General features: G+C 54.0%; 9 protein-coding genes. 2 read left to right on the top strand and 7 right to left on the bottom strand.

Annotated elements, in window-relative coordinates:
• Positions 1-34: 34 nt before the first annotated feature.
• The 6 genes from HF324_RS25940 to HF324_RS25915 form a co-directional block, all read right to left on the bottom strand.
• Positions 35-664 (bottom strand): hypothetical protein, encoded by a 630-nt coding sequence (locus tag HF324_RS25940; RefSeq protein WP_168861193.1) that lies wholly within the window; start codon positions 662-664, stop codon positions 35-37.
• Positions 665-666: 2 nt separating this feature from the next.
• A complete protein-coding gene (locus tag HF324_RS25935; protein WP_168861192.1) occupies positions 667-3,468 on the bottom strand; it encodes a TonB-dependent receptor in 2,802 nt (933 codons plus the stop codon).
• A 74-nt stretch (positions 3,469-3,542) separates the two neighbouring features.
• Positions 3,543-4,235 (bottom strand): response regulator transcription factor, encoded by a 693-nt coding sequence (locus tag HF324_RS25930; protein WP_168861191.1) that lies wholly within the window; start codon positions 4,233-4,235, stop codon positions 3,543-3,545.
• Entirely contained in the window at positions 4,232-5,647 is a 1,416-nt protein-coding gene (locus HF324_RS25925) for a sensor histidine kinase (protein WP_168861190.1), read from the bottom strand. The genes HF324_RS25930 and HF324_RS25925 overlap by 4 nt, the downstream gene beginning before the upstream one ends.
• 146 nt (positions 5,648-5,793) lie before the next feature.
• Positions 5,794-8,409: a DUF7133 domain-containing protein gene (locus HF324_RS25920; protein ID WP_168861189.1), complete on the bottom strand. Its 2,616-nt coding sequence runs from the start codon at positions 8,407-8,409 to the stop codon at positions 5,794-5,796.
• A gap of 148 nt (positions 8,410-8,557) precedes the next feature.
• Entirely contained in the window at positions 8,558-9,706 is a 1,149-nt protein-coding gene (locus tag HF324_RS25915) for a serine hydrolase domain-containing protein (RefSeq protein ID WP_168861188.1), read from the bottom strand.
• A gap of 205 nt (positions 9,707-9,911) precedes the next feature.
• On the opposite strand from HF324_RS25915, the gene HF324_RS25910 reads away from it, so the two are divergent.
• Positions 9,912-10,907, top strand: a complete 996-nt coding sequence (locus HF324_RS25910; RefSeq protein ID WP_168861187.1) for a sensor histidine kinase — start codon at positions 9,912-9,914, stop codon at positions 10,905-10,907.
• A complete protein-coding gene (locus HF324_RS25905) occupies positions 10,904-11,629 on the top strand; it encodes a LytR/AlgR family response regulator transcription factor (RefSeq protein ID WP_168805757.1) in 726 nt (241 codons plus the stop codon). Before HF324_RS25910 ends, HF324_RS25905 begins: the two co-directional genes overlap by 4 nt.
• Here HF324_RS25905 and HF324_RS25900 read toward each other — a convergent pair.
• Positions 11,611-12,843, bottom strand: coding sequence for an RNA polymerase sigma factor (locus tag HF324_RS25900; RefSeq protein ID WP_168805755.1), 1,233 nt, complete (start codon positions 12,841-12,843; stop codon positions 11,611-11,613). The genes HF324_RS25905 and HF324_RS25900 overlap by 19 nt on opposite strands.
• Between the last annotated feature and the right edge of the window lie 9 nt (positions 12,844-12,852).

The following is a 12,852-nucleotide window of genomic DNA, read 5'->3' as shown; positions in this document are numbered from 1 at the left end:
TTGCGAGCACTTCGCGTGACATGTTTGCGTGAAGTTAGAGCGTGGGGATCGTAACTACCTCTTCTTTTACGGGTTCATAGTTGATTGTGGTAGCAACAGCTTTGAATTTTTTGGAATCCACGCCCAGCACTGCGCCTTCCGGTGTCCACGTGTGCAGCGGTCCGCCTCTGAAAGGCAGTTCCGGTGTAACCCACAGGGTGAGCGGTCCGTTTTTACCATTCACGTTTACCTCTTTACAAACGAAGCCGAGGATGGTGCGGGTATTATTGCCCGGACGGGGTTTAGCCGGATCGGGATGATCTTTCTCTGTAAGTTTCTTTTTACCGTCTGCTTCCGTCAGCGCCCATGCTTTGCCTGTGGCGCCGTCTTCATAGAAAGCCAGCTCGTTGTCTCCCATCTGGATGTGTACCCTGGCGCCTTCTTCCGTTTGCAGTTCTCCCGGCTGATGGCGGGTAATTTTCGCTTTGTTACCGTTGAAATACAGCACTTCCTGGCTGTTGGCTGTTTCCGGTATCATGTCTTTATACTGAAGCTGGTCTGGTTTGAGGGAAGCATGAAGGAACATGGTGAGATCATAATGGATGACGCCCTGTGTTTTGTCTTGTGCAGCAGCGGCAAGTCCGAAGAGGAGAAAGGCCGTGATCAGGATGATGTTGCGTTGCATTGTTACTTGTTTTTTGATTTCGGAAAATGTCTGAATTTATAGATGGCGCTGAGCATGAAATACTGGCCCAGTGCGTTGTTTTTGCGATCTTCTATATAGCCGTTGCCGGTAATGCGGTTAATGCCGGCATTGTTGTTCAGCAGGTCTTTGGCGCTCAGGTGCAACGAGAAATGTTTGCCGATTTCTTTGTTGAGCCCTGCGTTGAGCAGCAGGATGGTGTTGTTGTATCCGGCCGCGAGGCCCAGTGCTGAAAAGCCTTCCAGGCTGGCGTCGAAGGTCATGTTCCACGGTAGTACCACAATGCTTTCGAGGCTGTAGTTGAGCAACCAGTTTTTTTCCGGCAGCCCGTTGCGGATGGCAAAGCGGCGGTTGTTCCAGGTGGCGCTGCCGGCAGCGTTGAGGCTGATACGGTCTGCCGGGTAGTAGTTCACATGTATATCGGGCGCTAAGGTGAGCACCGTATTGTTATTGGCTTCTCCGTTATTGAATAGGGTATTGCGGGAGTAGGTGCCGGTGAAGCCGAGTGATACCGACGAGTTGCGTGGTCCTAAGGTGATGCTTTTGCCGGCGGAAAGCGATGCCTGGTAGTTACCGCGTACATTCACCGGGATGATCAGTTGCTGCCCGGTATTTTTGTCGATGCTGGTGCTGTCGGTCACCTGGCTGCTGTACCAGTCGAATCCGGCGTTGGCATATATGGAATTTCCGGAGCCAGGGGACACTTCGTTGAATGACAACGACCATCGGTGGCTTTTTTCCTGGTCCAGTGCCGGGTTACCGCGACGTATATACAGCGGGTCGGTATTGTCTGCCAGTGGCTGCATATTCGCGACAGACGGCGTGGCGGCAACGGTATTATACCGGAACATCAGTTTTTGACGGCTGTTGGTTTTATATTCCGCATAAGCTTCCGGCAGCCAGGCCTGAAACTGCCGGTCTATCGTGTAGCCTTTCAGCCCGGAGTGGCCGTTGACGGTGCTGCGCTGCCATCCGGCGCCGATGGTGTAACGCAGCTTTTTATAGTTGCCAGCCAGCAAGGCTTTGGTGGTATGCTGCCATTTACGGGTGTTGTAGTTGTCGCTGTACAATGGATCGGTATCGTCATAGCTGCCGCTGCTGCTGCGGTTACGGGCCTGCCGGTCGTAGGCGCCGTCGCTGTAATAGAGCTGTTGCCCCAGCTGAAGGCTCAGTACCCGCGATAACGGTTCTGTATATACGATATTTCCGCTGATAGAAGAGACTTTGGATTTGCTGACTGTCTGCTGGTCGATGTGGCTGTCTTTTTCTCCTGCGGGAAGATGAAAGAAGGTACTGTTGAACTGGTTCTGCAGGGTGGTGTTGTTTTCGTAATATTCGGGTTTGGCCGTCAACATGAGCGTACGGCCGGCTTTAGCGAGGCGGTGGCGTAGTTGTACTTCCATGGCGCCGAGGCGGTTGTCGCCGGTGGTCCGGGTATTTTGATTGCCCTCATTGAGCAACGTGGCGCCGTCGGCGGTGTAGGAGCGGAAGCTGCGGTCCTGGCTGTTATTGAAGTGGTTCAGATCGGCATGTGGCAACAGCTTCAGCGTGGTGCGGGCATTCAGCGGCGTTTCCACGGTGAAGTCTATACGCTGGTTCATATTATAGTTGACCGTATTGCCGTTTTGCAGATAGTTATAAGCCGTATCGGTCAACCGGTACTGACGGGCGTAGTCGTAGTTGTTGCGGGTATTGGTTTCGTTAAAGAAATAGCTGCTGCGCAGTTTAAAGCCGTTGCGCCAGTCGTTGTTGAAGTTGACGCCGCCGAAGCGGGTATCGGTAAGGCCGATGGGGCGCGCAATTTCCGCGAGGGCTTCCGGCGTGCCCATAATCTTGACTCCTTTCATGTTCATCAGTTCAGAGAGCGCCGCAGGTGGCAGGTTGTTGAACATGTCCGGGTTGGAGCCGGCCATTTTGATCAGTTCCGAGGCGCTGAAGCCGGACTTGTTGACATTGTTGCCTTTCAGCAGCAGTGACAGCTGCATGTCGTTGAGGAAGCTGTTGGCATTGACGCCGCCTTCATAGCGGTCCATGGAGCCTAACCCTGCGCTGGCGTTGCCGAAGTAGCCACGTTTGCGGTTCTTTTTCGTGACGAGGTTGATGGTCTTCACCTGCTTGCCATCCGCTACGCCGGTAAATTCGGACATGTCGCTTTGTTTGTCGAGCAGCTGTACTTTATCGATCATATCTGCGGGCAGGTTGCGCGTGGCAATGGAAGGATCGCTGCCGAAGAATTCTTTACCGTCCACGAGCACGCGTTGTACGGTTTCTCCCTGCGCTTTAATACTGCCGTCGCGCTCTACCTGTACGCCCGGCAGCTTACGGAGCAGTTCTTCCACCACGGCGTTGTCTTTTGTTTTGAATTTATTGGCGTTGTATTCGATGGTATCGCCTTTCATCTGTACAGGTGGTGTATTGTCTTTAATGGTGACGGTCTGCAACTGCCTGCTGCCGGCATGAAGCGCTATGGCGGCAGGTAATGTGGGGAAGCGTCCAGCGGGGATGCTGAAGGAAAGCGTGCTGTCGGTATAACCGAGGCTGTGCAGCTGTAAGCGGTAGCTCCCGTTGGGAAGCGTGAAGGACACTTTGCCCTGTGCATCGGTCATGGCTGTACGAACGATGGCTGTATCGCTCCAGGAGGTTATTCTAACAGATACGCCGGCGAGCGCTTTGCCGGTGGCGGCATCGCCGATCTGTGTCTGTAGCGGAGACAGTTGGGCGGTAGTTATCAGCGAGCATAATAACAGGATGCCCGGCAGGTATATTTTACGCATCATTTTTTTCATGCTGTAAAATTACCGGGCTGCCGGCGGGGAATAGGTTAACGAGTATGTATATACTCTTAATGAGTGTTAAAAAATCAGGCGAGGAGTTTAAAGCCGCGGCCGCGTATGTTCACTATCTGGATGTTTTCGTCCTGTTGCAGGTACTTGCGCATACGGGTGATATAAACGTCCATGTTGCGGGCGTTGAAGAAGCTGTCATCGCCCCAGATGCTGAGCAGCATATCCTTGCGGGGAGTGATGTTATTGACGTTGTCGGCCAGCATTTTCAGCAGGTCGGCCTCCCGTTGGGAGAGGCGCCGGGTTTCACCGTTGTAGTGCAGCTCCTGCCGCGGATAGTCGAACACGTAGCCGCCCAGCCGTATCTGTTGCTGGTGGGAAGGCGGGGTGGCAGGGACAAGAGTGCGTTTCAGCAGGGCATGTATACGCAGTATCAATTCTTCCATGCTGAACGGCTTTTTAATGTAGTCGTCGGCGCCGGCATGAAAGCCTTTGAGCACATCCTGCACTTCGCTTTTGGCGGTGAGGAATATCAGCGGCGTGTGGGTGTCGATGGCACGGATGTCCTGTACCAGCGTGAGGCCGTCTTTCCGGGGCATCATCACGTCTATCACGCATACGTCGGGCCCGTGCTGTTTGTACAGCTGCCAGCCTTCCTGTCCGTCGGCCGCGTAGATCACCTCGAAGCCTTTCATCTCCAGCGTTTCCTTTACTACGCCGGCCAGTACGGTTTCGTCTTCTACCAGTAATAAACGTATCTGTTGTTTCATCGTTTTGCCAGTTCAATGGTAAATGTGCTGCCTTGTCCGGGGTAACTGTCGACTTTAATGGTACCGCCTATTTTGTCCAGCAGGCTTTTGACATGGCTGAGTCCCAACCCGTAACCTTTGACCGTATGGAGGTTGCCCTGCGTAACGCGGTAAAATTTATCGAAGATATACGGCTGATGCGCTTTGTCGATGCCTATGCCATGGTCCTTAACGATAAACCGGTAGTACTGCGGGTGCTCGGTGACGGTCAGGTCTACCTGTTTAACATCCGACGGCGTGTATTTGATCGCGTTATCTACCAGATTAGACAAAATTGTCCGCAGGGCGGCAGGTTGGGTGAGCAGTTCTTCCTGCACCACCTGCATCGAGGTGTTTATCTGTACGCCGGGAAGCCCGGAGAAGCGGGCCACGACCGTTTTCAGCAGCATGGGGATGACAACGGGTTCCAAGGCGTCCTGTGGCTCTTCTTCGTGTTCCAGCCGGGTGAGCGCCATGATATTGTCTACCAGTCCCTGTAACTTATGCAGCTCGTCCTGTTCCAGCCGCAGGTATCGTTCCGTTTTTTCCGGGTCTTTGCTGCCGCCGAAGGTGAGCAAGGCTTCGTTGGTGGCGGCGAGAATAGCGACCGGTGTTTTCAGTTCATGGGTGATATTACTGATGAAGTCGTTTTTCATGGTCTCCAGTTTCTTCTGCCGGATGATGATCCGCCACAGTACCCATATGCAGCCGGTGATGAGTAATATCATGCAGAAAGATAAGAGCAGCGGCCATAGGATCTTTACCATCAGGAAGGTGCCGCCGCCGTCAAACCGGGCTATGATGGTGCGGGGCGACTGCAGGGAGCTGGAGCGGATAGCCACTATCTTTTCGTCTGGCGTAACAGCGGTATCTTTTTTCAGTATCGCGATGGTAAAAGGCAGGGCGATATGGCGGTTGTCCAGTTCTTCGCGGTAATATTTATGGAGCAGCGCAGTATCCACTTCCACGATATTGCTGAAAGCGAAGATGCTGGCCAGGAAGCGGTTCATGTCTGCGCCTACGTCCTGTAGCCGGAAGTTCTGCTGGATGATGGTATTGCCCTGCCGTAGGCCGCTGCTGCTGGTGACGACCTTCACCAGCCCGGTGTCTGCGTTTGACAGGAGGGTATCGGCAATGTCGCCGGCGGTGAACTGGAAGGTGCGCCGGTGCCGTGGCGCTTCGGTGCTGTCTTTGGCCAGTGACTGGCCTTCCAGCTGTTTAACGGAGCCGATCACGGCGCGGTCGTAGGCTTTCTGCAAGCCGTCAGACACCACCTGCACGAAGCTGGCCTGCTGGTTCAACCAGGCAGTCCGCAGCCAGTACAGCTGGAAAGCCAGTACCGCCAGCGCGGTCGGGATGGTAATCCACCATATCCGTTTAACAATGAAGTCCATCTTACAAAGATAGCCGAAGCCATGATGCCGGCAACGCGGGATTAACACTCATTAACACTTTTGCAAGGATAGTTAACAAAAGCGGTAAAGGCATAAAAAAACTGGCCGTCTCTTTTGAGACGGCCAGTTTCAAAGCTTGTGATGTTTTATTTCTTTTGCTGTGCCAGGAAGCTCACCAGCGCTGCGAATTCTTCGTAAGACAGTGCGTTGGCCAGGCCTGCAGGCATCATGGATGTTTTCATCTCCTTACGGCTGATGATGTCTGCCGTTTTTACCGTGTATACGTCTCCGGCAATATCTCTCAGTACTACTTTAGCGGCTGTTTCTTCCGTCACAAAACCTACGTAGCTCTTGTTGCCTTTAGCCGTTATGGTGACGGTGGCAAATCCCTGGGAGATGGAAGCGTTGGGTTTCAGGATGGATTCGGCGATCCGCTCGCGGTTCATGATAGAGCCGATTTGTCCCATAAAAGGACCTTTCATCTTTTCACTTCTGCTGAGGCTATGACAGGCAACGCAGCCCTGGTTGGTAAAAAGGACCTTGCCTTTGGCGGGATCTCCCTTTATTTGTTTCACCGCGATGAGCACATCTTCGATAGATGACTTGCCCACCTGTCCTTTTTTGTTTTTTATTTTCTCCAGGTCGACTTTGACTTCTTTGGCGGCCACGGGTTCTGTTGGTTTCAGCGGGGCGAAGGCCGCTATCTCCATTCTGTGGCGGGCGTCGAGGTCGCGGTACAGGCCCATGTTGGCCGGGCCGGCTTTCTGCGCTTCTCTCTTCAGGAATTTTTCGATGACGGGTGATCCGGCCCACAGTACTGCTTTGTAGTAGGGGCCATGGGAGTCCGGGCGGGTACCCCACCACCAGGAGGCGTCGTAGGTATCTTCTTTTTTATAGAGACGTGCGAGGGTGGTCAGGATCTGTTTTTTCACCTTTGCGTTTTTCGACAGGCGATAGGCGGTGATCAGTCCATTCACTGCTTTTTCTTCATGCACATACCGCAGGGCCCATAAGGCCAGTGTAGCATTGGGGCCGTTGATGGCAGCTATCAGCGCGTCTGTTGCCTGCAGTTCCAGTAATGATCTTACGGCCAGGTGGGGCAATACAATGGCTGCATTGGGAGTGGCGTGAGGGCCTTCCGGGCTTTTCAGCGGCGCCACAAAGGATGCCGGTACTTTTGTTTGTAACAGGGCCGTGGCGGCGTCCGGGCGACCTAAACGGCCGAGGCCCACGATAGCGGCGGCGCGTACGCGGGGAGACGCGTCCTGCAGCCCGTCCAGGAACGGTTGCTCCGGAACATCTGCCAGCACGCCTTTGCGGTCTGCCAGTGCTCTCAGCGCATGTTCACGAAGACCGGCGTCTTTTGTCAGGGCCACCAAAGCGGCGATCCCTTCTTTGCCCGTGGCCTGCGCATAGGTGTAGAGGCCGGCTACGCGTGAATACAGCGGCTGTTGCGTGTCAGATGCTATCTGCAGTGCGGCGGCGGTTCCCTGCGGGTCGGCGCGTCGCAGCAGCTCCTGCGAGGCGCTCAGGCGGGCCACGGCGCTGGCTGATTTCAGCATGTCTGTCAGTTCCCCCACGGAAGCTTTGCCCGGATCGGGAAAGGCTTTATAGGTCCAGTTGTTGGGGACAGCCCTGACAACAAATCCTATCGTATCGCTACCGGAGTAGCCGGCGCCGTCCCATGCGGAGAGGTAAAGCCGGCCGGAGCCGTCCACATCGAGGTCGGTGATCTGGGGCAGCGCTATAAAGTCTTCTTCTTTTTGGGTGAAAGTGGGGCCGTCGGGCGTTACACGATGGATATAGAGCATGCTTCTGCCCCAATCGGCCATCATGGGCACATTGTTGTATTTCGCCGGCCAGGTGGGTTCGGCCATGAATAAGGCGCCGGTACCGGAACCGCCGCCCAGGTCTGCCAGCGCAGGGATGATCTCATCGGTAAAATGCTGGAACAGCACCGGGTAACCGTATTCGCCGGACTGGAGATGATGGGAGAACCGAACGTTCCATCCGCCGCCGTCGTTGGTGTTTTCCCGCGTAAAAATGTTCATGTAGGGGTCGATGGCCACATCGTACACATTGCGGGTACCGTGGGAGAATACTTCCATCTCGGTACCGTCGGGGCGTACCCTTACGATCCCTCCGCCTAGCATGGTCAGCTTTTTACCGGAGCGGTCGGTGGCGTTATGAAAACCGAAGTCACCCACGGCGATATAGATCCAGCCGTCGATGCCCATGCGGATACCATTGGTAGCATGGTCGGTACCCCGCTCCTGGATGTATTTGGTGTTGCTGAGGTGCTCCACCAGCGGGGTGGGAGGGCCGTCGGCTTTCCCATCGCCGTCTTTATCTTCAAAAACCACCAGGGCCATGCCGGTGGCTTTGCCGGTTTCGGCGGAAAAGGTGGTGTGCAATACGAAGACCTGCGGGCCCATGACGATGATGCCACGGGGGTTGTCCACCACAGCGAATTCGGTGTGCTGGTCCATTTTGCCGTCATTGTCCCGGTCCACCAGCTTCAGTATGCGGCCTTTGCCCGCGTCTTTGCCAAGGGAGCCCATCATGTCTACCCCTACAAACACTTCACCCGTGGGTGCTACCGCCAGGCACGCAGGACTGGGGGTGACGGAAGGGCCGGAAAACCGGGTGATGCGAAGGTCAGGGGGTGTGGGCGCGGGCGTGGTTTGCGAATACCCTGAAAATGGTTTTACTGTGAAAAGCGCTGAAAGGGAACAAATCAACGCAACTGGAAATTTGGTCATTGTTTACTGCTTGTGTAATATGGTGGAATTAAAAATGCATGAATAGTCGGTCAAGATATAAAAAAATAGAATTTATTTATAGCCTTTTATCCACTTCCTTACATAGCAGTATAAAAGCGGGTGTTACTGAAGAACACCCGCTTTGTATTTAAAGTGTGAGCAGCATATCCCGTAACTTATACCATTCCGCTTCGTCTTCATCCCTGTAGTCGCCATTGATCATCACTACTGCGGCCCGTTTGGTGGCATAGTTGACATACAGTTGCATGTGGCTGCCCGGTACGTCGCCGCCGTGGCCGAAGATATCCTCGTTGCCCACCTTGCGGTGTTGCCAGAAAAGCCCGTAAACGTCCTGCGCCCTGGGGTGCTGTACTTTGCCCATGGCTTCCAGCGAGCTGGCCGCAATGATTTGTTTGCCGTCTTTAGCGCCGTTGTTGACCAGCATCCTGGCGAAAGTGCTGAGGTCTGTCAGGCTGGCGTGCAGGCCGCCGGTGCAATAGTCTGCCATGCTGTAGTTGCCGATTGGCTGCCGGTCGATATTATAAGGCATGGCGAAAGGTTGGGTGGTATAATCGCGCAGATGCCATACGAGCGACGTAGTACCCAAGGGCGCGATGAACTGGCGGGAGGACCATGCGCCAAAGTCTTCTTTCACGGTCAGTTCCACGATATAGGCTGCCAGTGCGGAACCCACGTTGCTATAGCTGAAGATGGTGGTGTCCCGGTCGTTGTGGAAGGTGCCGGGGGCGTAGTATTTCCCGGAAGGGGTCAGCATTCCGCGTACAAATTCCGACAGTGGCATGGGATGATCTGCGTCCGGCACGATAAAGTCCGTGAACACCCTGAGCGCATAGACAGAATCGCAGATGCCGGAGGTGTGCGACATCAGTGCCCTGAGGGTGATTTTCCTCTCCGGGTTTTTAGGGTTTTGCACATTAAACGGCAGGTAAGTGTTGATATCGGCGTCCAGGTTTAACCGGCCGTTTTCTGCCAGCCGCAGGATGCTCAGGCCGATGAGCGGTTTAGCGAAAGAGCCGATTTTGAAAACGGTTTTAGCCGTCACCGCTTCTTTCTTCTCCACATTGGCCATGCCGGCGGTTTTAGACCATATGATGCCATCGGGGCCTACCAGGGCCACGGCAACGCCCGGGATCTTCACCCGGTCGGTCAGTACAGCGATCTGTTTTTCTACGTTATCTGTTTTGAATGGTGCGGAAGGAGCGTAGTTGTCATTGTCTTTCTTTTTGCAGGCGCAGAAGGCCAGTAGCAGTCCAAGCCCGAGGCAGTAGTTTCTCATCTTTTTTTCTGCAAATGAAAGCAGGATGGCCCGGACGGGCGACGGGTATTATAGGAACAAGGGAATGGCGGCGGCCAACAAACGGTTGGGTACAACAATGGCCGGATAGGGGTAGCGGCAGACGAGCCGCGTATTATTGGTAGACTAAATCAGCCGGTTGGTGAGATGAACGGTTACCTTCGTTTCCCGGTGGCTTTTCGAAACAATGAAAATACAAGCAAGCGAGTGGAAAAGAATCATATCTGTTCTCCAGCATTTGGTACCAGCGGTAGTGTTATACCTGATCGTGGGAATGAACGATTACCAGCCGCAATGGCAACCGGTCATGAAAGTGTTGGTTACCCTGTTTATCCTTATAGCCCCTTATGTAAACCAATATGTGCTGGTGCCGTTCCTGTTGTTGCGCTTCCGGTACTACGCTTATGCAGCGGCAGTGATGGCGCTGATCTCGCTTTTGCTGGGAGTAACGGTTTGGGTGGAGCCGCTGGTGGCGCCGATGTTAAAAGAGGGAAAGGCATTTGAACCCTACGACCTGCAGGACGTATGTGTGTTTTTTGTGTTGATGTTGTCGCTCGTGGCGGCCTCTACAGCTATACCGCTGTTCTGGCAATGGATACAGGCCGGTTATCATCGTGCGGCAAGCCTGCAGACGGAGTTGGAGAACCTGAAAAAACAGTTGTCGCCGCACTTCCTGTTTAATACCCTGAATAACCTCGATACGCTGATTTATGCTGACCAGCAGCGGGCTTCCGCAGTGGTGCATTCCCTTTCCCGGTTGCTGCGCTACCAGCTGTACCTGTCGGGCAGCGGGCAGGTACGCCTGCGGCAGGAGCTGGATTTTATCGCCGACTTCCTGTACCTGGAGCAGCTGCGGCATGATGTGCTGGAGATAGACATCAGGGTAGAGGAGGATGTGCAGGATGTATTGTTACATCCGTTCCTGTTGATGCCTTTTGTAGAGAACGCAGTGAAACATAACGATTATAACGGAAACGCCTATATACATTTGCGGCTGTCTGCCGCCGCCGGCTGTTTGCAGTTTACCTGTTCCAATTCTGTGGCCCGCGAAGCGGCGCCTGCAGGTGGTGCGGGGTTGAACAACGTACGCCGCCGGTTGTCGCTGTTATACCCGGACCAGCACACGTTGCAGGCGGGGAACAACGGTCAGGTATATACGGTAGCTTTAACCATCAACATATGAATTGTATTGTAATTGACGATGAACCACTGGCAAGAGAGAAGATCCGGTTGCTGGTAGCGCAGGATGTATCGCTGCAGTTGCTGGGATGTTTCCCGGCGGCAGACAAAGCGGCGGATTTTATGGAGCTGAACCCTGTAGATCTCATATTCCTGGACGTACAGATGCCCGGCGGCTCGGGGTTGGATTTTGCAAGGCAGTTGCCGCCGGAGGTGATGGTGATCTTCACCTCTGCATATGCGGAATACGCGCTGAACAGCTATGATGTGAACGCGATCGATTATCTGGTGAAGCCCGTGCATCCTGCACGTTTTGCACAGGCGGTGCAGAAAGCGATGGACTTCGCCGACATGAAAAGGCACCGGAAACAGCAACAGCAGCAGACGGCGGCCCTGCATAAGGACCATGTGTTTGTACGGGCCGACAGGCGCCTGCATCGGGTAGTGTTCAGTGACTGCCGGTATATTGAAGGGATCAAGGATTACAGCATATTACACCTGTCTGACCGTAAGCTGATGGTGGGGGTTAACCTGAAAGCGCTGTTGGAACAGCTACCTCAGGATATCTTTGTCAGGATCAGTAAATCGGTGGTGGTAAATTTCCGGCATGTGTCCAGCCTGAACCACCAGGATGTGCGGATAGGAGAGGCGGAGCTGCTGATCGGCAATGCTTATCGCGAATACCTTTTCTCCTTTTTCGTGGAACATCATGTGGTAGGGAGATGATCGATTTTTTGTTGAAGTGTTTGTTTCTCCGGTAGGGTTTTGGAGAGATGCCATGCCTGTTGCAGGTGGTGTAACGCCTGCTGGTTGTCTATCCCCTGGTACAGCTCGCCCAGCAGCGCATGGTAATAAGGATTGCCGGAAAGGCCCAGCTTCTCTGCTTCCGGCAGTGCTGCCGCGTTGCCTTTTACTTTCGACAGGGCGAAGGTCCGGTTAAGGGCCGCTACCGGTGAGTATTGCAGCTGCAGCAACCGGTTGTACAGCTGTAATATATTATCCCATTTTTCCGGCGTGTCTTCCTTATTGGTATGCCACCAGGCGATGGTGGCTTCCAGGTGATAGGGAGACAGGGCGGTACCCTGTGACGCGGCATGCAGGTAACAAGCACCTTCTGCGATGAGGCTGCGGTTCCATAAAGATTCATCCTGGTCCTGGTAGAGGACCAGGGCGCCGTTTTTGTCTTTCCGTGCCGGCAGCCGGGAGGCATGGAAACACATCAGGGCCATGAGCGCGTTTACGGCAGGCGTGTTGGTCAGCGGATTGTCCAGCAACAGTTTGGTAAGACGCATGGCTTCCACGCACAGTTCTTCCCGGATCACGGCATCCTGGCTTTCAGAGTAATAGCCTTCGTTGTACAGCAGGTAGAGCGTGGTGAGTACAGCGTTTAGCCGTTGAGGTATGGCAGCCGCTTCCGGCATTTCGATGGCTACTTTTTCCGCCCGCAGTTTCTCCCGGGCGCGGAACAGCCGTTTGTTGATGTTTTCTTTATTGGAGAGGAACGCATTTGCGATTTCATCGATGCCGAAACCGCAGAGGATGCGCAGGGCCAGGCCTATCTGCGCTTCGGCGGGTATACAGGGATGACATACGGCGAACAGCATCTGCAGCTGGCTATCGCTGATATTTTTATCGGAGAGGTCTATCTCCGGGGCTGGCGTATCATTGGTTTGTTTTAGCTCGGGCATTATTTTTTCGCGGAACATATGCGCGCGGGCGAAATAATTCTTCGCCTTGTTTTTCGCCACCACATACAGCCAGGCGCTGGGGTTTTCCGGAGCGCCTTTGTAGGGCCACGTTTCCATGGCCAGCAGGAAGGTCTCGCCGGCGATATCTTCTGCCAGTTCAATATGGTCTATACCAAAATGTTTACAGAGGACTGCCGTAATTTTCGAGAATTCAGTCCTGAACAAATGTGGTATTAATTCCTGTTGCCGCATAAGGGAAAA

This window comes from Chitinophaga oryzae, assembly GCF_012516375.2.
Classification (GTDB): Bacteria; Bacteroidota; Bacteroidia; order Chitinophagales; family Chitinophagaceae; genus Chitinophaga; species Chitinophaga oryzae.
The sequence above is the reverse complement of the archived record's forward strand: the minus strand, read 5'-3'. Positions and strand labels throughout refer to the sequence as shown.

Coding starts and splice junctions, on each gene's coding strand:
- HF324_RS25920 (WP_168861189.1), bottom strand. CDS start 8,409: ATGACCAAATTTCCAGTTGCGTTGATTTGTTCCCTTTCAGCGCTTTTC.
- HF324_RS25910 (WP_168861187.1), top strand. CDS start 9,912: ATGAAAATACAAGCAAGCGAGTGGAAAAGAATCATATCTGTTCTCCAG.
- HF324_RS25930 (WP_168861191.1), bottom strand. CDS start 4,235: ATGAAACAACAGATACGTTTATTACTGGTAGAAGACGAAACCGTACTG.
- HF324_RS25900 (WP_168805755.1), bottom strand. CDS start 12,843: ATGCGGCAACAGGAATTAATACCACATTTGTTCAGGACTGAATTCTCG.
- HF324_RS25925 (WP_168861190.1), bottom strand. CDS start 5,647: ATGGACTTCATTGTTAAACGGATATGGTGGATTACCATCCCGACCGCG.
- HF324_RS25905 (WP_168805757.1), top strand. CDS start 10,904: ATGAATTGTATTGTAATTGACGATGAACCACTGGCAAGAGAGAAGATC.
- HF324_RS25935 (WP_168861192.1), bottom strand. CDS start 3,468: ATGAAAAAAATGATGCGTAAAATATACCTGCCGGGCATCCTGTTATTA.
- HF324_RS25940 (WP_168861193.1), bottom strand. CDS start 664: ATGCAACGCAACATCATCCTGATCACGGCCTTTCTCCTCTTCGGACTT.
- HF324_RS25915 (WP_168861188.1), bottom strand. CDS start 9,706: ATGAGAAACTACTGCCTCGGGCTTGGACTGCTACTGGCCTTCTGCGCC.